This window comes from Streptomyces sp. NPDC041108 (genome assembly GCF_055592645.1).
Window position 1 is genome coordinate 181,681 of sequence record NZ_JBVIYK010000009.1, and the last position, 26,116, is coordinate 207,796.

The window sequence follows — 26,116 nt, forward strand, 5'->3', positions numbered from 1 at the left end:
CAGCCAGGACAGCCAGGTCAACCAGGACACCCAGGACACGTAGGACACCGAGGACGGCTGTCACTCCGCGTAGGAACAGGAGCACCCACATGTCCGCTTCCCCCCATGAACATCCCGAAAAATCCCGTGACTCATTGATACTTCACGCCACTGACAACGCCGTCTCGTGGATCACTCTCAACCGCCCCGAGGCGATGAACGCCCTCACCCCCGACCAGCGTGACCACCTCATCCGGCTCCTCGCCGACGCCTCCGGGGACCCCGCCGTGCGCGCGGTCGTCATCACCGCGACGGGCCGGGGCTTCTGCACGGGGGCGGATCTGCGCGGCGCGTCGGTCGACGGGGAGCGGGTGGCCGGCGACGTGGCGCGCACCATCCGGCTCGGCGCACAGCGCCTCGTCGCGGCCGTCCTCGACTGCGAGAAGCCGGTGATCGCGGCGGTGAACGGCACGGCCGCCGGTCTCGGGGCGCATCTCGCCCTCGCCTGCGACCTCGTGCTGGCGGCCGAGGAGGCCCGCTTCATCGAGGTGTTCGTGCGGCGCGGCCTCGTCCCCGACGGGGGCGGCGCGTATCTGCTGCCCCGTCTCGTCGGGCTCCACCGGGCGAAGGAGCTGATGTTCTTCGGGGACGCCCTGTCCGCCGTGGACGCGGAACGCCTCGGCCTCGTCAACCGCGTCGTCCCCGCCCCGGACCTGGAGAAGACGGCCCGCGAGTGGGCCGAACGCCTCGCCGCCGGCCCGACCCGCGCCCTGGCGCTGACCAAACACCTGATCAACACCTCCCTCGACACCGACCGAGCCGCCGCCTTCGCCGCCGAGGCCGCCGCGCAGGAGATCAACATGACGACGGCGGACGCCCTGGAGGGCGTGGCGAGCTTCGTGGAACGACGGACGCCGCGTTACGAGGGCCGCTGAGGACCTCTCCGCGCGCCACGGAGGAACCGGTGCGGGACTTTACCGAACCTCCCTTCACTTCTGACGGACCGTCAGTTTCAATGGGGAGGTGATGGGACATGCGGGAATGGCGGCCGCCGCCGTCCGCTATCTGAGGGCGGACCCGGCGGACAGTGGCCGTAGGACGGCGCATCCGGAACCGGTCGTCGAGGCGCTGCCGCGCCCCGAGCTGCGCTGCGTCGGCGAGAACGAGCGCGCACCGGTCGACCAGGCGGAGTTCCGCCGTGTCCTGGGCGCCTTCGCGACGGGCGTCACGGTGATCACCGCCCCGGCACCGGCACTGCCACCGGCGCTCACCGCGCCGGCCTCCGCCGAACCCCCCGCCGGCTTCGCCTGTCAGTCGTTCTCGTCCCTCTCGCTCGATCCGCCGCTGGTGGCGTTCATGGTCGGCCGTACGTCGACGACCTGGCCCCGCATCGCCCGCGCGGGCGTCTTCTGCGTGAACGTACTCGGCGCGGACCAGGGCGAGTTGTGCCGGCGGTTCGCGGTCAGCGGGGCGGACAAGTTCGCCGGAGTCGCCCACACCCCGGCCCCCGTCACGGGCTCCCCCCGCCTCGCCGGCGCCGCCGCCTGGATCGACTGCGCGATCCACGCCGTGCACACCGGCGGCGACCACCTGATCGTGGTGGGCCGGGTGGAGGCGCTGGCCACGGACGACGAGACGATGCCGCTGCTGTTCCACCGGGGCCGGTTCGGAGAACTCAGGACCTGACGGCAGGCACGGTCGCCCCTCAGGCCGCCAACCCCACCCGCCCCACCGGTGGCCTCCGTATCACCAACGCCATCAGTGCCGCCGCCGCGCACAGCGCGCCCGAGGCGTACCAGACGACGTCGTACGAGCCGAAGACGTCGCGGGCCAGGCCGCCGAGGAAGGCGACGAGGGCGGCGCCGAGCTGGTGGGAGGCGAGGACCCAGCCGAAGACGATGGCGCTGTCGGCACCGTAGTCCTCGCGGCACAGGGCCATGGTCGGCGGGACGGTGGCGACCCGGTCGAGGCCGTAGAAGACGATGAAGAAGATCATCGGCAGGTGGACGGCGGGCGCCGGCAGGATGGGGAGGAAGAGGAGCGAGACGCCGCGGAACGCGTGGTACACCGCCAGCAGCCGCCGCGAGTCGAAGCGGTCCGTGCACCAGCCCGAGGCGATCGTGCCGAGGACGTCGAAGATCCCGATGACGGCCAGCAGGGAGGCCGCCGCCGTGATCGGCATGCCGTGGTCGTGGGCGGCGGGAACGACGTGGGTCTGGACGAGGCCGTTGGTCGAGGCACCGCAGATCGCGAACGTGCCGGCCAGCAGCCAGAACGGCCCCGTCCGCATGGCCGAGAAGAGCACGCGCAACGCCGCTGCCCGAGCCTCGCTCGTCGACGACCACCGGATGCGGCAGCATCTGCAGGGCGCGCCGGGGGTGACCCCGACGGCGTACCGACAGACGTTCAAGGCGCGGGGGGCGACACGTACGGCGGGGCCCGGCCGCGCGGAGCGGACCGGGCAGGAGCCGAGGCCGGTGGCCTAGAAGGTGAGCACCGCCCGCGCCACCCGCCCCTCCCCCGCGTCCTGCGCCGCCTTCGCGAACTCCTCCACCGGGTAGGTGGCCGTGACCAGTTCGTCCAGGAGCAGGCGGCCCTCCCGGTAGAGGTCGGCGTAGAGCGCGATGTCCCGTTGCGGGCGCGAGGAGCCGTACCGGCAGCCGAGGATCGACTTGTCCAGGTAGAGGGAGGAGACGAGGAAGGACGCCTCGGCGGTCGCGGCCGGCACACCGAGCAGCACGGCCTGGCCGTGCCGGTCCAGCAGATCGATCGCCTGACGGATGAGCTCCACTCGGCCGACGCACTCGAAGGCATGGTCGGCGCCCGTGGGGAGGATGTCCCGTACGCCCGCGGCGGAGGTCAGGAAGTGGGTGGCACCGAACAGCCGCGCCACCTCCTCCTTCTCCGGATTGGCGTCCACGGCGACGATCCGTGTCGCCCCCGCGATCCGCGCGCCCTGTACGACGTTGAGCCCGATGCCCCCGGCTCCGATCACGACGACACTGTCCCCGCGGTCGACGCGCGCCCGGTTGAGCACCGCGCCGACCCCGGTCAGCACTCCGCAGCCGATCAGCGCGGCGGAGGTGAGCGGAATGCCGTCCGGTATCCGCACGGCCTGCACGGCCTTGACCACCGTCCGCTCCGCGAAGGCGGAGTTCGCGGCGAACTGGAACACCTCCCGCCCGTCGCGCGAGAACGGCCGGGCGGGCCGTCCGATCGCCCTGCGGCACATGGTCGGCCGCCCCCGGTCGCAGTCGGCGCAGGTCCCGCAGTTGGCGAGGGTGGACAGGGCCACATGGTCCCCGGGCCGGACGTGCCGGACACCCGCCCCCACCGCCTCGACGACCCCCGCCCCCTCATGTCCCAGCACCACCGGGACCGGGAACGGAATGGTCCCGTCCACCACCGACAGGTCGCTGTGGCAGAGCCCGGCGGCGGAGACCGCCACCAGTACCTCCCCGGGACCCGGGTCCCGCACGACCAGATCGTCGACGACCTCGGCCCGCTTCCCGTCGAACACCACTCCGCGCATGGCCTTCACCCCTCAGCTCAGCCTCTCGGCTCCCTCGGCAGACCGAGCACCCGCTCGGCGATGATCGTGCGCTGCACCTCGTCGGAACCGCCGTAGACGGTGTCGGCCCGGCTGAACAGGAACAGGTACTGGAAGGGGTCCAGGGCGTACGGCTCCGGCGCCGACCAGTCCCGCGGCCCCAGCACCGCGTCCGCGCCCCGCACCTCCATCGCCAGCTCGCCGAGCCGCTGGTGCCACCGCCCCCACAGCAGCTTGGCCACGCTCGGCGCGCCCGGCTCCGCCCCGCCGCCGCCCGGTCCGGACGCCTGGCCCCTGGCGTCGCCCTCCGGTCCCTCCGAACCGCCCAGCGTCCGCAGGGCGTTCCACCGCATCACCCGCAACTCGGCCCACTGCCGTACGAGCCGGTCGCGGACGACGGGATCGTCCGCCGCCCCGCTCGCCACGGCCGCCCGTACGACGTCCCCCAACTCCCGCTCGAAGCCGATCTGCTGGGCGAGGGTCGACACCCCCCGCTCGAAACCGAGGAGGCCCATGGCGACCCGCCAGCCGTTCCCCTCGCCCCCGACGACGTGCTCCGCGCGGGCGTGCGCCCCGTCGAAGAACACCTCGTTGAACTCGCTCGTCCCGGTCATCTGGCGGATCGGCCGCACCTCGACGCGCCCCGGCTGGTCCATGGGCACGAGCAGCAGCGACAGCCCGTGGTGGCGCTTCGACCCCGCCTCGGTACGGGCGAGCACGAAGCACCAGTCGGCCTCGTGGGCGAGCGAGGTCCAGATCTTCTGCCCGGTGATCCGGTACGAACCGTCGTCCGCGCGCTCCGCCCTGGTCCGTACCCCGGCGAGATCCGATCCGGCGCCGGGTTCGCTGTACCCCTGGCACCAGAGCTCCTCACCGCGCGCGACCGGCGGCAGGAACCGCCGCTTCTGCTCCGGGCTGCCGAACGCGATCAGGGTCGGCGCCAGCAGCTTCTCCCCGATGTGCCCCGACCGCGCGGGCAGCCCGGCCCGCGCGTACTCCTCGGCCCACACCACCTGTCGGACGAGCGTGGCCGTCCGGTTCCCGTAGCCGCCCTCGCTCCAGCCGAGCCCGATCCACCCGGCGGCGCCCAGCGTCCGTTCCCAGGCCCGCCGGTCCTCGCCCGCCCCGGCGTGCGCCCCCAGCCAGGCCCGCACCTCCGCCCGGAACGCCTCGTCCTCGTCACTGAACCCGAAGTCCATGCCACCTCCCGATGAGCGCCGCGCGGATGTTGGAGTGGAGTGTTCCGGCTGCGGGTGAGGGCTTCTGCGCAAAGCGCGGGGCGCAGCCCTGCTTTTCAGAGGCCCGGGGAACCGCGCGAGAACCCCCACCGGGCCCCCACCGGGCCCCCACCGAGCCCCCAGCCGCCCGCGCACTCACGCCCCTCACGCCCCCGTGCCCCACGCCCCTCACGCGTTCGGCCGCTCCCCGGCCGCCGCCGCCCGGGCCATCGCCTCCACCCGCTCCAGCAGCGGCATCGGATCCACCCCCACCGCCCCCGGCAGCACCTCCGCGATCCGTTCCGGGGTCCACCCCTGCGCTTCGTACGCCGAGCGCAGCTCCCGCGGCTGCGCCCATACGGCGATCTTCGGCCCGGCGACCGTGTAGACCTGCCCGGTGATCCGCTCCTCCCGGGCCCGGTCCGACAGCAGGTACACCACGAACGCGGCCACGTCCTCCGGCTCACCGATCTCGGTCAGCTCCGTCGGCACACCCGCGGACATCCGCGTACGCGCCACCGGTGCCACCGCGTTGGCGGTGACCCCGTACCGGTGCAGGCCCAGTGCCGCGCTGCGGACCAGGGAGATGATCCCGCCCTTGGCCGCGCTGTAGTTGGCCTGCGACACGGACCCCTGGTGGTTGCCGCTCGTGAACCCGATCAGGGTGCCGGACCGCTGCTTGCGCATGACGGCGGACGCGGCCCGGAACACCGTGAACGTGCCCTTCAGATGGGTGGCGATCACCGGGTCCCACTCGTCCTCGGCCATGTTGAACAGCATCCGCTCCCGCAGGATCCCGGCGACGCAGACGACCCCGTCGATGCGCCCGTACGTCCGCACCGCCGTGTCCACCAGCCGCTGTCCGCCGGCCATCGTGGAGATGTCGTCGGCGACGGCGACGGCCTGGCCGCCGGCCGCCTCGATCTCCTTGACGACCGTCTCGGCGACGGAGCTGGTGGGTTCGGAGCCGTCGACGGAGACGCCGTAGTCGTTGACGACGACCCGCGCGCCCTCGGCGGCCGCGCCGAGGGCGACCGCCCGGCCGATCCCCCGCCCCGCTCCGGTGACGGCGACGACCTTGCCTGCCAAGAAGTTTCCCACCCCGGCCCCTTCCCCTCATCGCGGTGTCTGACGGACCGTTATCTGATGCACCATTATCTGACAGGCCGTCAGATCTGCTCGTACGGCGATTCTACGGCCCGCCGGACACACCCACACAAGCCCCGGGGAGGGCCGATGTCATTGCCCGTGGAGTTCCACGACATCGCCAAGCGCGTGAACAACTGGGGGCGTTGGGGGGTGGACGACGAGATCGGCACCCTCAACCTGATCACCGACGAGGTCGTCCGGAAGGCCGCCGCCTCGGTCCGTTCCGGGCGCCGGGTACCGCTCGCGCTGCCCCTCCAGCAGGACGGCGTGCAGACGGGGATGATGCCGGGCCGGGTGAACCCGCTGCACGCGATGGTGCAGATCAACCAGGAGATCTTCGGGCCGGGCACGGTCGCGTGCAGCGACGACGCCGTGACCATGGGGCTCCAGGCGGCGACCCACTGGGACGCGCTCACCCATGTCTCGCACTCGGGCCGGATCTACAACGGCCGCCCGGCGGACACCATCACCCCGCACGGCGGCGCGGCCTTCGCCGGCATCGACAAGGCCCGGCACATCGTCTCGCGCGGGGTGCTGCTGGACGTCCCGCGAGCCCTGGGACGCGACGACGACCGCCTGTCCGGCGACCACGCGGTCACCCCCGAAGACCTGGACGCCGCCGAGGAGTTGGCGGGCACCCGGGTCTGCGCGGGGGACATCGTGCTGGTCCGCACCGGGCAGATCCGGACCTACCTCACCGGCGACAAGCACGCCTACGCGTTCCCCTCACCAGGACTCTCCCTGCGCACGCCGGAGTGGTTCCACGCGCGCGACGTCGCCGCCGTCGCCAATGACACGCTGACGTTCGAGATCTTCCCGCCCGAGATCGAGGACCTGTGGCTGCCGGTGCACGCGCTCGACCTGGTCGAGATGGGCATGCCACAGGGGCAGAACTGGAATCTCGAAGAGTTGTCCACAGCCTGTGGACAAGTTGGGCGGTACGAATTCCTGCTCTCGGCGATGCCCGAGCCGTTCGTCGGCGCCACGGGTACGCCGGTGGCGCCGATCGCCATCCTCTAGGCGCGCCGCGCCACGGGGACCTGAGACGTGGAGACCGCTGAGCCGGCTGGCGGCGCGCCGCTGCCCACCCCGAGCACGGCGCCGCGCGCCGCCATCCGGCTTCGGCGGGCCCGCTCCGCCCCCGGACCCCTGCGCGAGCCGACGCCGAACACGACCCACGCTCGTCGAGGACCTCCGTCACCGAAACCCTCGTCGTCCCCTCGCGGCGAATCGCTGGACACAAGCGTGATCAAACGGACACGGCACGTCAACACCCGTTCGGGCGCCGACCGCGCGGAACCGGCATCGCGGCGGTGCGTACGGAAGCACATCCCGGCGCGCGGACCGGCCCCCGCCGGTCGACCGCCCCGCGCCGCGCGCTCGCGCGCAGGCGCGTGCGACGCACAGCCGGGCGACCGCGCGCGCCTGACGGACCGAAGGCCGGGCCCGGCGTGCCGTCGCAGCCGGCACGCGGCCGATCACACGCCTCCCCGCACCCCGGCGGCGGACCAGTCGCGCCCACGAGCCCCCGCCTAGACCACCTCGTACGCCATCCCCTCGCGCGCCCGGCTCTCCCGGGCCACCGCCGCGACCCCGGTCACCGCGCTGCACGCCGGATAGACCGCCGGCGCCGGCACGCCACCGCCCGCCGTCGGCGCGCCACCCGACGCCCCCGAGAAGCCGACCGCTCCGGCGAGCCCCGGCACCACCCGGTCCAGCTCGCACCAGATGCGCTTGCCGACGCCCTCGTATGACCAGCCCCACCGGTCCGCGAGGACCTCGACGAGGGCGAGGCCGCGTCCACCCGTCTCGTCGCCGTCGGCGCACCTCGGAGCCGGCGGGCACGCGCTGGTGTCGGCGACCTCCAGGCGAACCTTGCCGACCGCGCCGTCACGCAGGCCGGACAGCACCAGCCGCAGCACGGCCGGACGGCCGGTGTGGACCACCGCGTTGGTGACCAGCTCGGAGACGAGGAGGATCAGCGTCTCGGCGAGCGGCTCGTCGTCCCCTATCCCGGACCCGGCGAGCCGTGAACGGGCCCATCTCCGTGCGCGACCCACCTCTGCGGGGTCGGGCCGGATCTCCAGCTGCACTTGAAGCACCTGCACCGCTCACACCATCCGAACCGGCGGACACATCGCCGCACGCCCCTCGGGGGCCACGATCGTGGTCATCTGCTGTCTGGCCGACGCCACCGCCATCGACACCGTCGGCACCGGGATCACGGAACGTGATCCCCTTACAGGACAGCATGGTTGACGTACAGTCACCCCAACAAGCGCTTCGGGCATATTCCAGCGCGAAGGAGTACGCGTACGGCATACTGTGCGACGCTCGTCGCGGGGAGTCGAACAGACCGGGGCCGCGAGACTCCGGCCCACTTCACGAGTGCCGCGCACCGCCGGATCCGGGGCCGCCACAGGGGCAACACCGGCTCGGCTCGACCTCGGAACCACTCGCATCCCCCAGAAGGTACCGGAGCGGGACTCCGACTCCAGGCCGTGACAAGTCACACCTAGGACACAACCCGGTATCAACGCTCGGTAATTCCGGTATGCCACGTTCCGCGACATTCGCGGACCCCGGTGCCACACCTTTCCGCTCCGCACCTGGTCAGCGCGGTCAGATCGCCTCGATCAGCAGTTCCCCCGCCAACAACTCTTCACTCTCCGTGATCGATCCGCCACGTTCCGCCCGCACCCATGCCCGCTTCAGACACAGGTGTACGTCGGCCTCCCAGGTGAACCCCATGCCGCCGTGCACCTGGAGACAGTCCCGGGCCCCGCGCACCGCGGCCTCGTCGGCCAGCAGCCGGGCCGCCGCGATGTCCACCGGATCGACGGTCACGGCCGCCGCGTACACCGCCGCCCGCGCCACCTCCACCCGCACCAGCAGTTCGGCACAGAGATGCTTGACCGCCTGGAACGCCCCGACCGGCCGCCCGAACTGCTCCCGGGTCCGGGCGTGTTGCACCGCGGCCTCACAGGCCCGGACCGCCGTCCCCAACTGCTCGGCGGCGCTGAGCAGTACGAACAGATCATCGGGGCGGGCGGCCGAACCGCCCCCCGGGACCCGGTGCAGCGGCGTCAGCGGATCGACGGACCGCACCTCCACCGCCTCCCGAAGATCTCCGGCCTGCCGCAGGTCTCCGGACCCTCGCAGGTCTCCGGACCCTCGCACGTCCCCGGTCTCCCGCATCTCTCCGGACCCTCGCACGTCCCCGGTCTCCCGCATCTCTCCGGACCCTCGCACGTCCCCGGTCTCCCGCAGGTCTCCCGCCTCCCGCACCTCTCCGGCCTCTCGCCCGTCTCCCGCCGCGCCCACGACGACGTCCGCCTCCGCCAGCCACTCCACCAGCCCCCCGCCCCCGACGGCGGTCACGACGGCCTCCCCGGTCGCCGCTCCCGGCACCGTGCCCGCCGCGAGATGCGTGGCCACGAGGGGTCCCGGCAGCAGGGCCCGCCCCGCCTCCTCGAACACCAACACGGCCTCCGGCAGCCCCAGACCGACCCCGCCCTCCGCCTCCGGCAGCCGCAACGCGAAGAAACCGGCCGTCCCCAGCTCCCGCCAGAGCCCCCGGTCCAGGCCGGGCCGGCCGACGGCCGCCCGAAGCGCCTCCTGTCCGAAACGCCGCGCCAGAAGCTCCCGAACGCCGTCCCGCAACGCCCGTTGATCCTCCGTGAGTCGAAACCGCACAGCCGACCGCCCCTCATCGACACCGAGTACGAGACAGCACGCGCCCGTCACCCCTTGGGCAGCCCCAGAATCCGCTCCCCCACGATGTTCCGCTGGATCTCGGAGGTCCCCGCGGCGATCGTGTACGACAACGAGCTGAGCCGATCGAGGACCCACGGCCGCCCGAGGTCGACCGCCCCCGCCCCCAGCACCTCCCCCGCCGCGTCGAACAACTCCTGCCGCGCGCGCGAGTACCTGAGTTTGAAAACCGAGCCTCCCGGCCCCGGCACCCCTCCGGACGCCTCCGCCGCGCTCACGTTCCACTGCGTGAGCCGCCACAGGGCCCGGAACTCCGCGTTCAGCCGCCCCAGCCGCCGCCGCACCGAGGAGTCGTCCCAGCGCCCGTTCGCCCGCGCCTCCCGCGCGACCTCCCCCAACACCCGTCGGCAGGCGACCACTTCGCCCACGAAGGCCGTCCCGCGCTCGAACGACAGCGTCACCATCGTCACGCGCCACCCGTCGTTCTCCTCGCCCACCCGGTTGGCGACCGGCACCCGCACCTCGTCGAGGAAGACCTCGGCGAACTCGGTGGAGCCGGCGAGGGTACGCAACGGCCGTACCGTCACCCCGGGCGCGTCCATGGGCATCGCCAGCCAGGTGATGCCCCGGTGCTTCGGCGCGTCCGGGTCGGTGCGCACCAACAGCTCGCACCAGTCGGCGACTTCGGCGTGCGAGGTCCAGATCTTCGACCCGCTCACCACGTAGGTGTCGCCGTCCCGGCGCGCGCGGGTGCGCAGCGCCGCGAGGTCGGACCCGGCGTCCGGTTCGCTGAACCCCTGGCACCAGACCTCCTCGCCCCGCAGGATCGGCGGGAGCCAGCGCGCCCGCTGGCCGGGGGTGCCCTCGGCGGCGATCGTGGGCCCCGCGTGCAGCAGCCCCACGAAGTTGGCGCCCACGTACGGGGCGCCCGCCCGCTCGGTCTCCTCCAGGAAGATCAGCCGGGTGGTCGGCGAGGCGTCCCAGTGGACGTCGGCGTACCCGGCGTCGTACAGCGTCCGCTGCCAGCCGAGGTCGTAGGCACGCCGCCCGGGCCAGTCGTCGGGGGACGGCTTCGGCGGCAGCGCGGGAAGCGTCTTCGCCAGCCACTCCCGCAGCCGTGCGCGGAACTCCTCCTGCGCCGGGCTGTACGCGAGGTCCATCGCCCGGGGTCCCTACTTGCCGAGGTGGCGGTCGAAGTCCAGGCCGAGCATGCGGATCGCGTTGCCGCGCATGAGCTTGTAGACGGTCTCGTCGTCGAGGCCCTTCACATGGTCGAGGGCGACCTCCTTGGTGTGCGGGAAGGTCGAGTCGACGTGCGGGTAGTCGGTCTCGAAGGTCGCGTTGTCGCGGCCGACCACGTCCAGCGAGGCGATCCCGTGCTTGTCGCGGAAGAAGCAGCAGAACATCTGCCGGTAGTAGTACGTCGACGGCGGCTCGGGGATCAGGTCGCGCACGCCGCCCCAGGCGCGGTGCTCCTCCCAGACGTCGTCGGCGCGTTCCAGGGCGTAGGGGATCCAGCCCATCTGGCCCTCGCTGTAGGCGAGTTTGAGGCGGGGGAACTTCACCAGGACCCCGCTGAACAGGAAGTCCATCATCGAGGCCATCGCGTTGTTGAAGGAGAGCGAGGCCTGCACGGCGGGGGGTGCGTCGGGGGAGGCGGCCGGCATCTGGGAGCTGGAGCCGATGTGCATGTTGACGACCGTGCCGGTGTCCTGGCAGACCGCGAAGAAGGGGTCCCAGTAGCCGGAGTGGATGGAGGGCAGGCCGAGGTAGGTGGGGATCTCGGAGAAGGTGACGGCCCGGACGCCCCGGGCGGCGTTGCGCCTGATCTCCTCGACGGCTAGGTCGATGTCCCACAGGGGGATCAGGCAGAGCGGGATGAGCCGGCCGCCGCTGTCGCCGCACCACTCCTCGACCATCCAGTCGTTGTACGCGCGCACGCAGGCGAGGGCGACCTCCTTGTCGTGCGCCTCGGCGAAGGTCTGGCCGCAGAAGCGCGGGAAGGTCGGGAAGCAGAGCGAGGCCTCGACATGGTTGAGGTCCATGTCCGCCAGCCGGGCCTTCGGGTCCCAGCAGCCGCGCCGCATCTCCTCGCGGGTGATGCCCTCCAGGGTCATCTCGTCCCGGTCGAAGCCGACGGCCGCGATGTTCCGTTTGTACGGGAACTTCAGGTCCTCGTAGATCCACCAGTCCGTCGGCTGCCCCTGCGGGTCCATCGTGATCTGGTACTTGCCGGCGACGTACGCCAGCTCGCCGATCCCGGCGGTGAGGGGCTTAGGGCCCCGGTCGCGGTACTTCTCCGGCAGCCAGGTGTCGAAGAGGTGCGCGGGCTCGATCACATGGTCGTCGACGCTGATGATGCGGGGCAGTTCGGTCATGGATCCCCCACTCAGTTATCTGATGGACCGTCAGATCCTCGTGAGCAGGTTAGTGGCACACCCCTGGACCGACAAGGCGCCCCGGCCTACGCTCTGGCCACGATCTGACAGTTCGTCAGCTTCTTTCGGCAGGGGGCCCGCGCTGTGAATGACACCGCCCACGCACTCGGCACGTCCCGCACGCTGTGGGAACTCCTCGTCCGCCGCGCCGGCCTCACCCCCGACCGGCCCGTCCTGCTCCAGGACGACCGCACCCTGAGCTTCGGCGAACTGCGCGCCCGCGCCGAACGGGTGGCGGCCGGGCTGTACGACAGGGGCGTACGCCCGGGCACGGTCGTCGCCTGGCAGCTGCCCACCCGCATCGAGACGGTCCTGCTCTCCCTGGCCCTGGCCCGCCTCGGCGCCGTCCAGTCCCCCGTCATCCCCTTCTACCGCGACCGCGAGGTCGGCTTCGCGCTGCGGGAGTCGAAGGCGGAGTTCTTCGCGGTGCCGGGCGAATGGCGGGGCTTCGACCACACGGAGATGGCCCGGCGGCTGGCGGCGCGCGGCGTCTTCGAGGCGTACGACCGGCTCCCGGAGGGCGACCCCTCGGTGCTCCCCGCCCCGCCGGCCGACGGCACCACCGTCCGCTGGATCTACTGGACCTCGGGCACCACCTCCGACCCCAAGGGAGTCCTGCACACGGACCGCTCGCTGATCGCGGGCGGCTCCTGCCTCGCCCACGCGCTGCGGCTCACCCAGGACGACATCGGCTCGATCGCCTTCCCGTACGCGCACATAGGCGGCCCCGACTACCTGGTGATGCTCCTGCTGTACGGCTTCCCGGCGGTGCTGTTCGAGCACTTCGCGCTGCCGGACGCGCTGGAGGGCTACCGCCGGCACGGGGTGACGGTGGCGGGCGGGTCGACGGCGTTCTACTCGATGTTCCTGGCCGAGCAGCGCAAACAGCCGGGCGTGCCCGTCGTGCCCACCCTGCGGCTGCTCGCGGGCGGCGGGGCGCCGAAGCCGCCCGAGGTCTACCGCGCGGTCGTCCGGGAGATGGGCGTACAGCTCACCCACGGGTACGGCATGACGGAGGTGCCGATGATCACGATGGGGGCGCCGGACGACTCGGCGGAGAACCTGGCGAAGACGGAGGGGCGGGCACCGGCCGGGATGGAGATCCGGATCGCGGCGGACGGGGAGGTGCGGTTGCGGGGGGAGGCCGTCTGCCGGGGCTATCTGGATCCGGCGCAGTCGGCTGCGGCCTTCGACGCGGACGGGTTCTTCGTGACGGGCGACCTCGGGTACCTGACCGGCAGCGGCCACCTGGTGCTGACCGGCCGTTCGAAGGACGTCATCATCCGCAAGGGCGAGAACATCTCGGCGAAGGAGATCGAGGACCTGCTGCACGGCCACCCCGAGGTCCGGGACGTGGCGGTGATCGGACTCCCCGACGACGAACGCGGCGAACGGGTCTGCGCGGTGCTGGAACAGCCTCCGGCGGCCGAGCCGCTGACGCTGGAGGCGGTGGTGGCGTACCTGCGCGCGGAAGGGCTCTCGGTCCACAAGCTGCCGGAGCAGGTGGAGGTGGTGGACGCCCTTCCGCGCAACGAGACCCTGCGGAAGGTCCTCAAGTACAAGCTGCGCGAGCGCTACTCGGGCACGGTGAAGTAGCGGGCGAACGCGGTCACGACCTCCACCTCGTCCACCTTGCCGTCGGCGTCGGTGTCGAGCGTGGCGGCGGCCGCGGCGGCCACCTCCTCGGGGGCGCCGAGGGCCTTGAGGACCCGGGCGGTCTCCTCGACCGTCGCCCTGCCGTCCCCGTCGGTGTCCGCGACGGCCAGGGCCGCGTGCAGGAAGGGGCGGGCGATCTCGGCGAAACGGTCGGGGTTGTCCCGCAGCCGCTTCACCGCGCCGTTCACGAACTCGTCCCGGGTGATGCGCTGGTCGCCGTCCCGGTCCGCTATGCCGGCCATGCCCTGCCAGAAGGCCTCGGCGCCGCCGTACAGGGCCTGGCCCTTGTCCGAACGGGCGGTGGTGCCGAACTCGTTGAGAACCGCCTTGCTCGCCGCGCTGAAGTCCTCGCGGTCGATCCAGCCGTTGCCGTCCTGGTCGAAGGTGGCGAACCGGGCGGCGATCCTGCGCTCGTACTCGCTGCTGACCATGTTTCTTCGGGCCCGCCTTACGTCATGTGGGGTGCTTCTCGGACGGAGCGTACGACGTCAGAGGCCCGGACGGTGCGGGAAAACAGCGCTTGTACCAAGACTGCGGGAATTCCGGGACACCTGTGTGGCCGCCGATGCACCACCGTGTGCGACGGCTCCTCCGCGCGTGCCGCTCATCGGGAGGGTGCAGGAGGTCAGGCCGACAGGGGGCCGGCCTCGTCGTCGGGCTCCGGCGCGACCGCCGAGGCGACGTCCGGGTGGACGTCGAAGAGGCGACGGACGCCGAGGGCGGCAAGGACGCGGTTGACGTGGGCGCCCTCGGACGGGCCGCCGCCCGCGTGGCCGTCGGCGGGGAGGATCAGCCGCAGCCGTCCCCGGCAGGACCGCATGAGCCGGCGGGTGGCGACGAGGACCCCGACGCCGCTGGAGTCGCAGAAGACGACGTCCGTGAGATCGAGGACGAGACTGCGGCGGCCGTCGGCCACCGCCTGGTGCACCCGGTGACGCAGCTGCGGCGAGGTGACCAGGTCCATCTCACCGGACACGTGCACCACGACCCACTCGCCTGCCACGCCTTCGCCCTGTACGCCTTGCCCGCCTTGCCCGTCCTGATCGCCGTCGGTCACCTGGAACGTCACCGCGATGCCTCTCAGTCGCCGAACCGGAAGCCACTGCACCGCTTCCTGCTGCGCGGCTGCCCCGCCGTCGTTCCATGAAACACCCCCGGCCCGCCGAAAGCGCGGGGTAAGCGAGCCAATTCAGGGGCCTTTTCGGTGCGATTTCTATCGAGTACGGTCACATGTGATCGACTATTGATCGCGAATAGATGCGGATCGGACATCTACCGGCCAGAGACAAGCAGATCCGGCCACTCGGAGAGTCGTACAAGCATACGAAAGGCGGGCGGACGCCCACGTGGGCGGCATGGAAACGGCTTGCGTCGGCGGTCATACCACCTCCGGCCCCAGGAGGGGCGCACATTGCCATAAAGGGGCGTGCGCGGTCAGCGGTGCCGACTACATTCGGGACGGCAGTGCACGGAGGCCGGAAAGCAGGACCGGGGACGAGACGGGCGGACACCGCGTCCGCGGTCCCGTGATCCGGCGGCCATCAGGAACGGCGCAGGTACGAGCAGGGTTAGGGGGGTCGTATGGCGACGAAGGACGCACCGCCCCGCTGGGACCGCAAGATGCAGCAGCGGCTGGCACGCGGCGAGGCGGCGGCGCTCGGTGAGCTGTACGACCGGTTCGCGTCCCTCGTGCACGGGCTCGCCCACCGCGTCCTCGGCGACGAGCGGGGCGCCGACGGCATCACCCGCGAGGTGTTCCTCCAGCTCTGGGAGAACCCCGAGGCGTACGACCCCAAGCACGGCCCCCTGCGCTCCTGGGTGGCGGCGCTGACCCACCGCCTGGCGGTCCAGCGGCTGCGCGCCACCGAGACCGCCGCGCTCGGCCGGGGCGACGGCGGCACCGCGGAGGACCTGGAGCGCAAGGTCCACCACGCCTCGGTCGCCGCCCGCGCCGACTACATAGTGCAGGCGATGCCCACACCCTTGCGGGCCGCCCTGGAGCTGGCGTACTTCCAGCGCCGCGACTACCGCCAGACCGCCGCCGACCTCGGCGTCACCGAGGACGAGGCCCGCCGCCGCCTCCGCCTCGGCCTCCAGCTCCTGTCCACCGCCCACGACACCCGCCCCTCCGGCACCCCGCCCGAACCCGGGGCCACGGCGTGACGGGCGGGCCGACCCCGTTCGAGGGGCCCGGCGGCCGGGGGAACGGCTCCGGCGGACCGTCCGGACCCGACGGCCCCCGCGAAGGTGACGGCGACGAGCCGGTCGGACCGCCGCGCATACCGCTGCCGCGCTCCTCCGTCGAGGACACCGGACTGCCGCTGCCGGACCCCGCGCCGCCTGCGGTGCCCGCGGCGCCCCTGGCGCCCCCGGCGGCCCTCGTGCTGGAGCACCATGTGCTCAAGGCCCTCCTCGGGGCCTGGGCGCTGGCCGCGTGCTCGGCGCAGGAGGCGCTGGCCGTCGAGGAGCACCTCGGAACGTGCGGGGCGTGCGCGGACGAGGCCCGGCGGCTGCGGGAGGCCGTGGGCCTGCTGCATCCCCCGGAGAGCCTCGACCTGGACCCGGCGCTGCGCACCCAGGTGCTGGACGTCTGTCTGGGCCGCCGCCCGCCGCGCATCCCCGTACCGCGCTGGGCCGCCCCGTACGACGCGGAGACGGCCCGGCTGGACGCGCTGCTGCAGGACATCGGGGCCGCCGACTGGCACGCGCCCGTACGGCTGCGCTGGTTCGAGGGCGCCGGGCCGGTGAGCCGGCGTACGACCGTCGCCGGGGTCATCGCGCATCTGCTGAGCGTCGACGGACTGGTCGCGGCGGCGCTGGGCCTGGACGACCCGCTCGACCAGGCGGCCTCCGAGGACGACAAGCCCGTCGACGGTACGCCCGCGGCGCGCACCGAGGCGTACTGGAAGGCGTCCCACTTCCCGCCCGGCCGCGCCCTGCGCGCGCCCTGGCGGCAGCAGAGCCACGACATCGTCCGCACGACGTCGTTCACGGGCGGCGGCGGACGGGACGGCTCCGACGACTCGGGGCGCCTGGCGGTCTCGTACGGCGGCTTCGAACTGCCCCTGCGGGACGCGATGCTGGACCGGGCCTTCGAGTGCTGGATCCACGCGGAGGACATCGCGGAGGCCGTGGACTACCCGTACGAGCCGCCCTCCGGCCGCCATCTGCACGGGATGATCGACCTGGCGGCGCGCATGCTGCCCGTGTCCCTGGCCGAGCGCCGCCGGACCGGGCTGGCGTCCCCGCCCGCGCCCGGCCGCCACCTCGTACCCGCCGGCACGCCCGGCCGCAGCCTCCGCCTGGAGATCGAGGGCGCCGGCGGCGGCGAGTGGCTCATCCCCCTGGACTCCCCCGCGGCCCTCGGCTCCGCCGACCACGAGGTCGCCCACGTGGCCCTGGACGGCGTCGAGTTCTGCCGCCTCGCCGCCGGCCACGTCCCCCCGGAGGAGGCGGCCGCGGGCCAGGCCGGCGACCGCGAGGCCATCAGAGACGTCCTGTTCGCTGCAGCGGCCCTGAGCCGCATGTAGGGAGACACGCGTCCGGTGTCAGGGGCGCCTCCCCGCCAGGGGCGCAACCCGTCCAGGCGCGCGGGGAACTGCGCGAGCAACCACCCACGGCCCGCACCCGCCACACCACAGTCGCCCCGGCCGATGAGGCGCCCTCGCCCGGCGGAGCCCCTACGCGAAGACGACCGTCCGGCGCCCGTTCATCAGGATCCGCCGCTCGGCGTGCCACTTGACCGCCCGCGCCAGCGCCTGGCACTCCACGTCCCGCCCGACCGCGACCAGCCCCTCGGGCGTCACCCCGTGCCCCACCCGCTCGACCTCCTGCTCGATGATCGGCCCCTCGTCGAGGTCGGCGGTGACATAGTGCGCCGTCGCCCCGATCAGCTTCACACCCCGCGCATGCGCCTGGTGGTACGGCTTCGCGCCCTTGAAGCTCGGCAGGAAGGAGTGGTGGATGTTGATGATGCGGCCGCTCAGCTGCTTGCACAGGTCGTCGGAGAGGACCTGCATGTAGCGGGCCAGCACGACCAGCTCGACGTTCTCCTCGCGCACGATCTCCAGCACCCGCGCCTCGGCCTGCGCCTTGGTGTCCTTGGTGACCGGAACGTGGTGGAACGGAATCTCGTACGACCTCACCAGCTCGGCGAAGTCGGTGTGGTTGGAGATCACGGCCGCGATCTCCACCGGCAGCGCACCGATGCTGGCCCGGAAGAGCAGGTCGTTCAGGCAGTGGCCGAACTTGCTGACCATCAGGACGACGCGCATCTTCTCGTCGGCGCGGTTGATCTGCCAGTCCATCTGGAAGGAGTCACCGATCGCCGCGAAGCTGGCCCGCAGCTTCTCCACGTTCACCGGCGCCTCCGCCGAGAAGTGGACGCGCATGAAGAACAGTCCCGTGTCGTGGTCGCCGAACTGCTGGCTGTCCTCGATGTTGCCGCCGGTCATGAAGAGGTAGCTCGACACGGCGTGCACGATGCCCGGCTTGTCCGGGCAGGCGAGGGTGAGGACGTACTGGTCGGCGGAGGCCGCGGCTCGGGTGGACTGCTCGTTCATGCCCGACAGGGTCCCATATGGCGTACCTGCGCCGGCAACCGTCCCGAGGACCGGACCCCCGCCCGCGACGCCCCGCCGGCCCTAGGCCGCCCGCGTCATGATCCGCAGCACCTCAAGGGTGCGCGGCGCAGTGTCCGGGTCCTCCCCGTCGCTCGCCGAGAGGCGTACGTGGGCCTCACGGGCGGCGCGCACGGCCTCGGGCCAGGCTTCGTGGTCGAGGTAGGCGGAGACGGGCGCGTCCGGGCCGACCTGGTGCATGATCCGCAGCACGCGCAGCACGGCGGTGTCGACGAGGGCCGCCTCCTGGGCGTCACGGAAGATCGTGCCGACGTACTTCTCGGCGGACCAGTTGTCCAGCCAGGTGTCCTCGACCAGGCGGTACACGGCGTCTGTGACGTCCCCGTACCCGTCGACGCCGGCCAGCCAGACGTTCTGCTGGAACGCGGGGTCGGAGAGCATGTGCAGCGCGGAGCGCACATTGCTGCGCCAGCGCCACCACGGCATGTCGTTCAGTGGCATGTCGCCCATGGTGGATGAGCGACGCCCGCGACGGGAAGGGGTCTCCGAGCCTTGGACGGTCATCGATCCTGCGTTCCTCTCTGCGACCTCAGGAAAATACGATCGTAGCTCTTCGCAATTCACCTCCCGGTCACCTCACGTTGCCCCTCCGTGACGCCCGGGTTGGCGATGTGGCGGAATCGTGCGGGGTCATGACTGGCTTCCGGGCACGACGGACCCCTCATCTCACCCACCTGCCCCAAGGGCTCGCCAAACGCCTGGTCAGGGCCACCGCGCTGGCGGCGTGCGCGTCGCTCGTCGCCGGGTGCGGGGTCGTCCCTGGTACCACGGGGGGTACCGGGGACGACTCTGTCACCGTCATGACCTGGGCCCCCGAGAAGACGGCCGCCACCAACAAGCCCGGGATGCCCGCGATGGCGAAGGCGTACGCCCGCTGGGTCAACGCCAACGGCGGCATCAACGGCCGCGAGCTGAAGGTCCTCACCTGCAACGACCACAACGAGACCGTGACCGCCGCGAAGTGCGCCCGCCGTGCCGCCGACGCGAACGTCGTCGCGGTCGTCGGGTCCTACAGTCAGCACGGCCGTTCCTACCTCGCCCCGCTGGAGTCCGCGGGCATCCCCTACATCGGCGGCTACGGCGTCACCGACGACGAGTTCGCCAGCGCGCTGTCCTACCCGGTCAACGGCGGCCAGGCCGCCCTCATGGCGGGCCTCGGCGAGCAGCTCGCCAAGGCGTGCGGCCCGGTCGCCCTCGTACGCCCCGACTCGATCGCCGGCGACCAGCTGCCGCTGCTGCTGAACTCGGGGCTGCGCTCCGGGGGCCACAAGGGGTCCGAGGACCAGCTGGCGGCCGAGGACGCCACCGAGTACGGCGGGCACGCGCGGGAGGCCCTGCGGCGGGCCGCCGCCGATCCGGCCGAGCAGGGGTGTGTGGTCCCGGCGCTGGGCGATCGCACCTTCACCTTCATGGACTCCTTCCGCCGGGACCGCGCGGACTACCCGTCCGTCCGCACCGGGACGGTGCTCGGCAGCGTCGACCAGACGGTGATCGACGCCACCGGTGGCAGGTCGGGGCCGTACGAGGGGGCGTACGTCACCGGCTGGTACCCGGTGGAGACCGACAAGCGGTGGGACCGGATGAAGCGGGTGATCCGGGAGCACGCGTTCGACGACAACCGGATCGACCCGGCGGACCCGGGTGTGCAGACCACGTGGATCGCGTACACCGTCCTGCGGACCGCCCTGGAGAAGATCGGCGACAGCGAGGTCACCTCACAGGCGGTGCGCCACGTCCTCGACGACGGCCTGAAGGTCAGCACGGGCGGCCTCACCCCGCCCCTGAGCTGGCGCTTCGAGGACCTCATCGCCTCCGCCGGCTTCCCCCGCCTCATCAACCCCGACGTCACCTTCCAGGTGGTCCGCAAGGGCCGGCTGGTCGCCGCCCGCCAGGACTTCGTGAACGTGGAGAAGACCCTGGTGGAGGCGGAAGGCTGAGCGGACCGGCCGGGGCGGGCCGGCGAACGGAACACCGGCCGGACCGCCGGCCGGCCTCGTCGCGTCGCTACAGCTGGACCGCCTGGCGCTGGGTCAGGCCGTACTTCGTGGCGATCGTGTTCCAGAGTTTCGCGGCCTTGGCCTTCTCGGCGCTGGCGGTGCCGCTGGCCGCGTTGCCGGCCTGCGTCTGGCCGGTGGGGCGGGCCTGGCCCTTCCGGCAGCCCTTCCTGCCGGCGGTCTGGTCCGCCCACGCGGCGTAGTGGTCGTCGGCGGAGGCGGACGCCTGCCAGGCCTTGGTGAGCGAGGCGGTCAGGGCCTCGTGGCCGGGCAGCTTGTCGACGGACAGCTCACCGAGCCGGGTGACCAGCTCGTTGCGCTGCTTGGCCGCGTCCCGCAGATCCGTGGCGGCCTGCCCCAGGTTCGTGCAGGTCTTGATGGCGGCGACCGCCTTGATCACGCTGTTGCGGCTGTTGCCGCTGTCCGCCAGCAGCTTGTCCAGCGCGACCGCCTGTTCCTTCGCCGGGTCGGCCGGCGCCTTCGACTCCTCGGGCTCCCCGGTCGCCGCCACCGGCGTGTTGGCGCTCGACGACGACTTGTCCGACGGCCCGGCCATCAGCGCGCCCGCCCCGATGCCGAGCGCGGCGATCCCCACCCCGACGAGCGCGATGAGCGGCACCCGGGACTTCGTGCGGCCGGCCCCTCCGCCCCCGCTCTCCCGTCTCGCGGAGGACGACCGCCCGGTGTGGCCACCGTGACCGCCGTGGCCACCGCGACCACCGTGACCGCCCGGGCCGTGCGGCGGCTGCGGGGCCTGCGCGGGGTCGATCTTCGGCATCTGCTGCGTGGCCCCGGAGACACCCGCGGACCCCGCGTCGCTGCGGAAGAGACTGTCGAACACGTCCGGCTGCTGCTGGGGCTGCCGGCGCTGCTGCGCCCGCTGCTGCCCCGGTGCGCCGTAAGGCTGCGGCGGGGCGGGCGTCTGCGCGGCCACCGGCGGTATGAACTGCGTCGGCTGGGCGTCCGGATTCCCGCCCGGCATCGCGTGCGGGGGCTGTCCGGGGTGGCCGGTGGACGGCATCGGCCCGGCACCGTGGTCCGGCACCCGCCCGAGGTACGCCGTCGCGTCGGCCGACGCCTCGGGCGGCAGCGCGCCCGGCCCGACCGGCGGCAGGAACTGCGTGGCGGCCTCCGCGGCGGGCGCCTGCGCGGCCACCGGCGGTATGTACTGCGTGGCCCCTTCGTCCATCGGCATGGCCCCGGCGGCCGGCACCGGGGGGATGTACTGGGTGGCCCCCTCGTCCATGGGTGCCTGCGGCATCGCCACCTCACCCGCGACCGGGGGCAGGGCCTCGCCCGAGCCCACGCCGCCGTACCCTCCGAGGCCGTACGCCTGCCCCTGGGAACCCTCGGGCGGCAACGGCGTCCCGCTGCCCTGGGTGCCGTACGCGGCCTGGGCGCCGTACTCGTCGTACGCGCCCTGACCGCCCTGGCCGCCCCACTCCGGAGCGGGCGGCGCCGACGGCGTGCCGTTCCAGTGGTCGGCGGGCGCGGCGGCCTCCTCGGAGCCCCACGGCCCGCGCCGGTCCCACGGCTGGGACGGGGCCGGCGGCAGCGGCGCCGGTGGCAGATCGCTCGGATGGAGCGGCGCCCCACCGTCCGAGGGCAGCACGATGCCTTCGCGCGCGGTACGCGCCGAGGGCTCCTCGCCCTGTCCACTCTGCGTCACCGGGACTCCTACGAATGGGGGACTTGCGGAATCGTCGGCTCACGCTACCGGTTCCGGATGACAGCCCTTGCACCACCCGCGCCCCCACGAGGGGCCGAAGCCCTCCTCGGGGCGCGGGAAAAGCCGCGCGAGCCGTCCCAGTACCCCATCCGCGGCGCTCTACGCCGCCTGCAGGTCCATCCGCGCCCCGAATTCCCTGACCACCGCCTCCTCCCGGAACGGCTCCAGCCGCTGCTGGAATTCGTCCAGGTACTCGGCCCCGCGGTTCGAGCGCAGCGACCCCAGCAGTTCCACGGCCTTCATCCCCGTGTGACAGGCCTGTTCGATCTCCCGTTGCTGCACCTGCGCCGTGGCGAGGAGCACATACCCGATCGCCCGCCGCCGAGCCCGTGACTCCGGATGCCTGGCCAACGACTCCTCGGCCCGCCGGGCCGCCGCCTCCGCCTGCCCCAGATCCCGGTGGCAGTGCGCCAACTCGTCGGCGAGGTATGCCTCGTCGAAGTGCCGGATCCACACCGGGTCGTCCCCCGCAGAGGGGTCCGCGCTCTCCAGCGCCTCGACGGCCCGCCCCGCCGCGGCCTGGGCGGCGCGCGCGTCGCCCATCAGCGCGTGCCCGCGCGCCTCCGCGGCGTGGAACATCGACTCCGCGCGCGGAGTGGCCCGCCCCCGTGTCCCCTCCTGCGCCGCGCGCGCCAACTGCGCGATCTCCCGCGGGTTTCCGAGCTGTGCGGCGAGGTGGCTCATGGAGGCGGCGAGGACGTATCCGCCGTACGCGCGGTCGCCCGCGGCCTGGGCGAGGCGGAGCGCCTGGATGTAGTACCGCTGGGCGAGGCCGGGTTGCCCGGTGTCGACGGCCATGTACCCCGCGAGTTCGGTCAGCCGGGCGACCGCCGCGAACAACTCCCGTCCCACCGCCTCCCGGTAGGAGCCGGCGAGCAGCCCCGAGACGACGCTGTTCAGGTAGTGCACGACGACCGGCCGTACATGCCCGCTGCCGTACTGGTGGTCGAGGTCGACGAGCGCCTGTGTCATCGCGCGCACGGCGTCCACGTCGGCCGGGCCCACGCGCGGTCCCGCCGTGCGGGCGACCTGGGCGTCCGGGGTGGAGATCAGCCAGTCCCGGCTGGGCTCGACGAGCGCGGAGGCGGCGACGGACGAGCCGGACAGGAAGTCCCGCCGCCCCACGTCGCTGCGCCACAGCTCACAGACCTGCTCGATCGCCCCGAGCACCGTCGGCGAGAACTGCAGGCCGACCCCGGACGCGAGGTTCTTGCCGTTGGCCATGCCGATCTCGTCGATCGTGACCGTCCGGCCCAGTTTGCGGCCGAGGGCCTCGGCGATGATCGCGGGCGCCCGGCCCCTCGGCTGCTGTCCCCGAAGCCAGCGGGCCACGGACGTCTTGTCGTAGCGGAGATCGAGGCCGTGCTCCGCGCCGCACATGTTGACCCGCCGGGCCAGCCCGGCGTTGGAACAGCCCGCTTCCTGGATGAGCGCCTGCAGTCGTTCGTTCGGCTGCCTGGCGACGAGCGGCCTTGCGGCCATGGCGTACCCCCTGTGGCTGTGGTGCCTTGCCCACGCACCGAGTTGACGTGTCCTCAGCGGCCGCCCCCTCTCGCATACGTGTACCCACATATCGAAAGGATCCGGCCTCGAAGATCAATGCCCCGCCGACATACCGAAGATGCGAGACATACCAGGATTGCCGGGGTAAACACGGATGCTGTACCCCACACGTGGCTACCCGGCTCACTCCGTGATCCCGCCCGCGCGCCCCCGCCCGTGCGCCGATGCGCCCCGGGCCGATCGGTGATGCTCTCCCCCGCGCATGTGACTTCCGTAACCCCTGATGACCGCTAGAGTTGTGTTCATCGTGGAAGAGACCATCGCGGGCCCTGAAGCTGCCCAAATCCCGAAGCAGCGCGGCGAGTCGCTGCTGGACACCGCCGTTCGATACGCCGAAGAGCGCCACTGGGACGTGTTCCCCGGTACGTGGCTGGAAGCCGTCGACGGGGTGCAGCAATGCTCCTGTGGCAGCGCACTGTGCGCCACCCCCGGCGCGCACCCGGCGCGCGAGGACTGGGCGACCCAGGCGACAGGCAGTGCGACCGTCGCACGCCGTCTGTGGTCGAAGCAGCCCACGGCGTCCATCCTGCTGCCGACCGGCCATACGTTCGACACGATCGACGTTCCCGAGACGGCCGGTCTGCTGGCACTGGCCCGCATGGAGCGCATGGAGCTGACCCTCGGCCCGGTGACCTGGACGCCGGACCGCCGGATGCACTTCTTCGTGCTGCCCGGTGCCTCCGTCAAGGTCCCCGATCTCGTACGGAAGTTGGGCTGGTCGCCGCTGGCGCTCGACCTCAAGGCGCTGGGCGAGGGCGAGTACGTGGCGGCTCCGCCCACGCGGTACGGGTCGCGGGGGGCCGTGCAGTGGGCCCGGCGCCCCACGCCGGCGAACCGGTGGCTGCCGGACGCGGAGGAACTGATCTCGCCGCTCGCCTACGCGTGCGGCCGGGACGGACGTCGCTGACTCTCCACGTCGACGGGGGAGGTGCGGTCCGTGATGGCCGCCTTCGGGATCGGTGCGGGGGGAAGCAGGGGGAGCAAGGCTGCGCCCGTCACGTCCGGTCCAGGCGTTCCGGGAGTCAAGTCGCTCGCGTGAGAGTCCTGTTGGGGTCACGGTGGTGCCTGCCTGGGTGCCGGCGCCGCGCGGACCACGAGGAAGGGCCCCGGAGCGATGCGGGGCCCTTTCGCTTCGTCAGGGGTCAGTCCGTGAAGCCGTCCAGGAACGGCTCTATCGCCGCGCGCCACGCGTCCGGCTGGTCGTAGTGGACGAGGTGGCCCGCGTCGGCGACCTCGGCGTACTGGCCGTGGGGCAGCACGCGGACCATCTCCTGGGACTCGGCGCGGCCCAGCTCGCCGTCGAGACCGCGGACGACGAGGGCGGGGCAGCGGACCTGGGTCAACTCCTCCCAGTGCGCGTCGTACACCCACGTCTCGCGGGTCTTCAGCATCTGCTCGGGGTCGAAGACGGGCCGCCAGCCGTCGGGGCCCTCGTGCATGACCTCGGCGTAGAACTCACCGCGGGACGGGCTCGGGCGCTCCACCCAGGGGTCGTCCTCGCCGAACCACTTGCGGACGTCGGCGAGCGTGGCGAAGGGCAGCGGCCATGCCTTGAACCAGTTCTCCCACTCGCGCTGCGAGGCGGCGCCCAGCGCCGAGGCCCGCATGTCACAGATGATCAGGCCGCGCACCAGGTCCGGGCGGCGGGCGGCCAGTTGCCAGGCGGTCAGCGCGCCCATGGCGTGGCCGATGAGGACGACCGGGCCGAGGCCCAGCTGTTCGACGGCGGCCTCGGCGTCCTCGACGTAGGCCTCTCTGGTGTAAGCAGCCTGTTCCGGCTTCGCGCTCTGGCCGTGGCCGCGCTGGTCCAGTGCGACGGCGCGGTGCCGTTCGGAGAGCCAGCGGGCGGTGGGGGCCCAGTGGGAGGCGCGGCCCATGAGGCCGTGCAGTAACAGCACCCCCGGCCGGGGCTCGTGTTCACCGGACTTGGGCGGTTCGTCGAACTCCCAGGCGGCGAGACTCACGCCGTCCGCTCCCGTCACGTCGATGCGCCGCACCATTGGCACCCCCCAGACTCCCGCCCGGACCGCTCGCTCCCGCCTCGTGTACCCATTTCGAGCCGGTCGGTCCACTCGTCCCAACTGCTGTCGTTCCGCTGTTCCGCTGCTGCTCCTACTGCTTCCCCGCCGCATCCGCCGTCGCTCCCGCCGCTGTCGCCCTGTGCGCGCCGCTCGGACGACGGGCACTTGTGTTACAGCGTGCATATCGGTTGACACGTTACGTGTGGGGTGTGCGCATCAGTTATGGCACGAGTCACGCGACGCCACGCCGCACACGTTATCGAATACACATTCGAAGATGCCGCCCTGGGCGCCAACACCCCTCGTTCGAGTGACCCCCCTCAAGGATTGCCCGCCGCCGCCGAGGGGAGATCTTCAACGGGAGGCGGACCGCTCGGGGACAACGGTCCGAGGGGAATGACCCTGGGAGCTCGGGGCTCCGGGTCAGCACAGGGGAGGACAGGCCCCGGCGCCGTGTGGCGCCGGG

The 26,116-nt window shown here is 72.5% G+C and carries 23 protein-coding genes and 1 pseudogene; 9 read left to right on the forward strand and 15 right to left on the reverse strand.

Features of this window, described 5'->3' with window-relative positions; genetic code table 11:
* Positions 1–89 precede the first annotated feature (89 nt).
* Both ACZ6BB_RS25570 and ACZ6BB_RS25575 read left to right on the forward strand, forming a co-directional pair.
* The gene (locus ACZ6BB_RS25570) at positions 90–914 is read left to right on the forward strand and encodes an enoyl-CoA hydratase/isomerase family protein (RefSeq protein ID WP_471617497.1); all 825 of its coding nucleotides are present in this window, start codon (positions 90–92) and stop codon (positions 912–914) included.
* Between the two features lie 91 nt (positions 915–1,005).
* Positions 1,006–1,665 (forward strand): flavin reductase family protein, encoded by a 660-nt coding sequence (locus ACZ6BB_RS25575; protein ID WP_471617498.1) that lies wholly within the window; start codon positions 1,006–1,008, stop codon positions 1,663–1,665.
* 19 nt (positions 1,666–1,684) lie between these two features.
* On the opposite strand, the pseudogene ACZ6BB_RS25580 reads toward ACZ6BB_RS25575, so the two are convergent.
* Positions 1,685–2,305 (reverse strand): annotated as a pseudogene (locus ACZ6BB_RS25580) (MFS transporter); the annotation flags it as partial.
* On the opposite strand from ACZ6BB_RS25580, the gene ACZ6BB_RS25585 reads away from it, so the two are divergent.
* The gene (locus ACZ6BB_RS25585) at positions 2,268–2,465 is read left to right on the forward strand and encodes a hypothetical protein (protein WP_471617644.1); all 198 of its coding nucleotides are present in this window, start codon (positions 2,268–2,270) and stop codon (positions 2,463–2,465) included. The pseudogene ACZ6BB_RS25580 and the gene ACZ6BB_RS25585 overlap by 38 nt on opposite strands.
* Here ACZ6BB_RS25585 and ACZ6BB_RS25590 read toward each other — a convergent pair.
* From ACZ6BB_RS25590 to ACZ6BB_RS25600, 3 genes are all read right to left on the reverse strand, one after another.
* Entirely contained in the window at positions 2,462–3,511 is a 1,050-nt protein-coding gene (locus ACZ6BB_RS25590) for a Zn-dependent alcohol dehydrogenase (RefSeq protein ID WP_471617499.1), read from the reverse strand. The two genes, ACZ6BB_RS25585 and ACZ6BB_RS25590, sit on opposite strands and share 4 nt — an antisense overlap.
* A 17-nt stretch (positions 3,512–3,528) precedes the next feature.
* The gene (locus tag ACZ6BB_RS25595; protein ID WP_471617500.1) at positions 3,529–4,728 is read right to left on the reverse strand and encodes an acyl-CoA dehydrogenase family protein; all 1,200 of its coding nucleotides are present in this window, start codon (positions 4,726–4,728) and stop codon (positions 3,529–3,531) included.
* 207 nt (positions 4,729–4,935) lie between these two features.
* Positions 4,936–5,847 (reverse strand): SDR family NAD(P)-dependent oxidoreductase, encoded by a 912-nt coding sequence (locus ACZ6BB_RS25600; RefSeq protein WP_471617501.1) that lies wholly within the window; start codon positions 5,845–5,847, stop codon positions 4,936–4,938.
* 135 nt (positions 5,848–5,982) lie between these two features.
* Between ACZ6BB_RS25600 and ACZ6BB_RS25605 the strand changes: the two genes are divergently transcribed.
* A complete protein-coding gene (locus ACZ6BB_RS25605; RefSeq protein WP_471617502.1) occupies positions 5,983–6,915 on the forward strand; it encodes a cyclase family protein in 933 nt (310 codons plus the stop codon).
* A 512-nt stretch (positions 6,916–7,427) separates the two neighbouring features.
* On the opposite strand, the gene ACZ6BB_RS25610 is transcribed toward ACZ6BB_RS25605, so the two are convergent.
* The 4 genes from ACZ6BB_RS25610 to ACZ6BB_RS25625 all read right to left on the reverse strand — a co-directional run bounded on the left by ACZ6BB_RS25610 (position 7,428) and on the right by ACZ6BB_RS25625 (position 11,987).
* Positions 7,428–7,988 (reverse strand): ATP-binding protein, encoded by a 561-nt coding sequence (locus ACZ6BB_RS25610; protein WP_471617632.1) that lies wholly within the window; start codon positions 7,986–7,988, stop codon positions 7,428–7,430.
* Positions 7,989–8,517: 529 nt separating this feature from the next.
* The gene (locus ACZ6BB_RS25615; RefSeq protein ID WP_471617503.1) at positions 8,518–9,591 is read right to left on the reverse strand and encodes an acyl-CoA dehydrogenase family protein; all 1,074 of its coding nucleotides are present in this window, start codon (positions 9,589–9,591) and stop codon (positions 8,518–8,520) included.
* A 47-nt stretch (positions 9,592–9,638) separates the two neighbouring features.
* Positions 9,639–10,769, reverse strand: coding sequence for an acyl-CoA dehydrogenase family protein (locus ACZ6BB_RS25620; protein WP_471617504.1), 1,131 nt, complete (start codon positions 10,767–10,769; stop codon positions 9,639–9,641).
* 12 nt (positions 10,770–10,781) lie between these two features.
* Entirely contained in the window at positions 10,782–11,987 is a 1,206-nt protein-coding gene (locus tag ACZ6BB_RS25625) for an amidohydrolase family protein (RefSeq protein WP_471617505.1), read from the reverse strand.
* Between the two features lie 144 nt (positions 11,988–12,131).
* On the opposite strand from ACZ6BB_RS25625, the gene ACZ6BB_RS25630 reads away from it, so the two are divergent.
* Positions 12,132–13,643 carry a class I adenylate-forming enzyme family protein gene (locus ACZ6BB_RS25630; protein WP_471617506.1) on the forward strand — a complete coding sequence of 504 codons (1,512 nt, stop codon included), beginning with the start codon at positions 12,132–12,134 and terminating at the stop codon, positions 13,641–13,643.
* Here the strand turns inward: ACZ6BB_RS25630 and ACZ6BB_RS25635 are convergent.
* Together ACZ6BB_RS25635 and ACZ6BB_RS25640 are read right to left on the reverse strand one after the other, a co-directional pair.
* On the reverse strand, positions 13,622–14,134 hold the full coding sequence (locus ACZ6BB_RS25635; RefSeq protein WP_319054702.1) for an EF-hand domain-containing protein: 513 nt from the start codon (positions 14,132–14,134) through the stop codon (positions 13,622–13,624). The two genes, ACZ6BB_RS25630 and ACZ6BB_RS25635, sit on opposite strands and share 22 nt — an antisense overlap.
* Positions 14,135–14,328: 194 nt before the next feature.
* Entirely contained in the window at positions 14,329–14,778 is a 450-nt protein-coding gene (locus ACZ6BB_RS25640) for an STAS domain-containing protein (protein WP_471617633.1), read from the reverse strand.
* A gap of 506 nt (positions 14,779–15,284) precedes the next feature.
* On the opposite strand from ACZ6BB_RS25640, the gene ACZ6BB_RS25645 reads away from it, so the two are divergent.
* Both ACZ6BB_RS25645 and ACZ6BB_RS25650 read left to right on the forward strand, forming a co-directional pair.
* The gene (locus ACZ6BB_RS25645; RefSeq protein ID WP_471617507.1) at positions 15,285–15,866 is read left to right on the forward strand and encodes a sigma-70 family RNA polymerase sigma factor; all 582 of its coding nucleotides are present in this window, start codon (positions 15,285–15,287) and stop codon (positions 15,864–15,866) included.
* Complete coding sequence (locus ACZ6BB_RS25650) at positions 15,863–17,233, forward strand: MDMPI N domain containing protein (protein ID WP_471617508.1); 1,371 nt, start codon at positions 15,863–15,865, stop codon at positions 17,231–17,233. Before ACZ6BB_RS25645 ends, ACZ6BB_RS25650 begins: the two co-directional genes overlap by 4 nt.
* Before the next feature lie 150 nt (positions 17,234–17,383).
* Here ACZ6BB_RS25650 and purU read toward each other — a convergent pair whose 3' ends face one another.
* Together purU and ACZ6BB_RS25660 are read right to left on the reverse strand one after the other, a co-directional pair.
* Positions 17,384–18,265 (reverse strand): formyltetrahydrofolate deformylase, encoded by an 882-nt coding sequence (purU, locus tag ACZ6BB_RS25655; protein WP_471617509.1) that lies wholly within the window; start codon positions 18,263–18,265, stop codon positions 17,384–17,386.
* A gap of 81 nt (positions 18,266–18,346) precedes the next feature.
* A complete protein-coding gene (locus tag ACZ6BB_RS25660) occupies positions 18,347–18,847 on the reverse strand; it encodes an SCO4402 family protein (protein WP_471617510.1) in 501 nt (166 codons plus the stop codon).
* A 128-nt stretch (positions 18,848–18,975) separates the two neighbouring features.
* Between ACZ6BB_RS25660 and ACZ6BB_RS25665 the strand changes: the two genes are divergently transcribed.
* Positions 18,976–20,280, forward strand: coding sequence for an ABC transporter substrate-binding protein (locus ACZ6BB_RS25665; protein WP_471617511.1), 1,305 nt, complete (start codon positions 18,976–18,978; stop codon positions 20,278–20,280).
* Between the two features lie 67 nt (positions 20,281–20,347).
* On the opposite strand, the gene ACZ6BB_RS25670 is transcribed toward ACZ6BB_RS25665, so the two are convergent.
* Both ACZ6BB_RS25670 and ACZ6BB_RS25675 read right to left on the reverse strand, forming a co-directional pair.
* Positions 20,348–22,006, reverse strand: a complete 1,659-nt coding sequence (locus tag ACZ6BB_RS25670; RefSeq protein ID WP_471617512.1) for a hypothetical protein — start codon at positions 22,004–22,006, stop codon at positions 20,348–20,350.
* Positions 22,007–22,165: 159 nt separating this feature from the next.
* Positions 22,166–23,548: a transcriptional regulator gene (locus ACZ6BB_RS25675; RefSeq protein WP_471617513.1), complete on the reverse strand. Its 1,383-nt coding sequence runs from the start codon at positions 23,546–23,548 to the stop codon at positions 22,166–22,168.
* A 304-nt stretch (positions 23,549–23,852) separates the two neighbouring features.
* On the opposite strand from ACZ6BB_RS25675, the gene ACZ6BB_RS25680 reads away from it, so the two are divergent.
* A complete protein-coding gene (locus ACZ6BB_RS25680; RefSeq protein ID WP_471617514.1) occupies positions 23,853–24,536 on the forward strand; it encodes a bifunctional DNA primase/polymerase in 684 nt (227 codons plus the stop codon).
* Positions 24,537–24,771: 235 nt separating this feature from the next.
* Here ACZ6BB_RS25680 and ACZ6BB_RS25685 read toward each other — a convergent pair whose 3' ends face one another.
* Positions 24,772–25,629 (reverse strand): alpha/beta fold hydrolase, encoded by an 858-nt coding sequence (locus ACZ6BB_RS25685; RefSeq protein ID WP_471617515.1) that lies wholly within the window; start codon positions 25,627–25,629, stop codon positions 24,772–24,774.
* Between the last annotated feature and the right edge of the window lie 487 nt (positions 25,630–26,116).

Coding starts and splice junctions, on each gene's coding strand:
- ACZ6BB_RS25570 (WP_471617497.1), top strand. CDS start 90: ATGTCCGCTTCCCCCCATGAACATCCCGAAAAATCCCGTGACTCATTG.
- ACZ6BB_RS25575 (WP_471617498.1), top strand. CDS start 1,006: ATGGGACATGCGGGAATGGCGGCCGCCGCCGTCCGCTATCTGAGGGCG.
- ACZ6BB_RS25585 (WP_471617644.1), top strand. CDS start 2,268: ATGGCCGAGAAGAGCACGCGCAACGCCGCTGCCCGAGCCTCGCTCGTC.
- ACZ6BB_RS25590 (WP_471617499.1), bottom strand. CDS start 3,511: ATGCGCGGAGTGGTGTTCGACGGGAAGCGGGCCGAGGTCGTCGACGAT.
- ACZ6BB_RS25595 (WP_471617500.1), bottom strand. CDS start 4,728: ATGGACTTCGGGTTCAGTGACGAGGACGAGGCGTTCCGGGCGGAGGTG.
- ACZ6BB_RS25605 (WP_471617502.1), top strand. CDS start 5,983: ATGTCATTGCCCGTGGAGTTCCACGACATCGCCAAGCGCGTGAACAAC.
- ACZ6BB_RS25620 (WP_471617504.1), bottom strand. CDS start 10,769: ATGGACCTCGCGTACAGCCCGGCGCAGGAGGAGTTCCGCGCACGGCTG.
- ACZ6BB_RS25625 (WP_471617505.1), bottom strand. CDS start 11,987: ATGACCGAACTGCCCCGCATCATCAGCGTCGACGACCATGTGATCGAG.
- ACZ6BB_RS25635 (WP_319054702.1), bottom strand. CDS start 14,134: ATGGTCAGCAGCGAGTACGAGCGCAGGATCGCCGCCCGGTTCGCCACC.
- ACZ6BB_RS25645 (WP_471617507.1), top strand. CDS start 15,285: ATGGCGACGAAGGACGCACCGCCCCGCTGGGACCGCAAGATGCAGCAG.
- purU (WP_471617509.1), bottom strand. CDS start 18,265: ATGAACGAGCAGTCCACCCGAGCCGCGGCCTCCGCCGACCAGTACGTC.
- ACZ6BB_RS25660 (WP_471617510.1), bottom strand. CDS start 18,847: ATGACCGTCCAAGGCTCGGAGACCCCTTCCCGTCGCGGGCGTCGCTCA.
- ACZ6BB_RS25665 (WP_471617511.1), top strand. CDS start 18,976: ATGACTGGCTTCCGGGCACGACGGACCCCTCATCTCACCCACCTGCCC.
- ACZ6BB_RS25675 (WP_471617513.1), bottom strand. CDS start 23,548: ATGGCCGCAAGGCCGCTCGTCGCCAGGCAGCCGAACGAACGACTGCAG.
- ACZ6BB_RS25680 (WP_471617514.1), top strand. CDS start 23,853: ATGACCGCTAGAGTTGTGTTCATCGTGGAAGAGACCATCGCGGGCCCT.
- ACZ6BB_RS25685 (WP_471617515.1), bottom strand. CDS start 25,629: ATGGTGCGGCGCATCGACGTGACGGGAGCGGACGGCGTGAGTCTCGCC.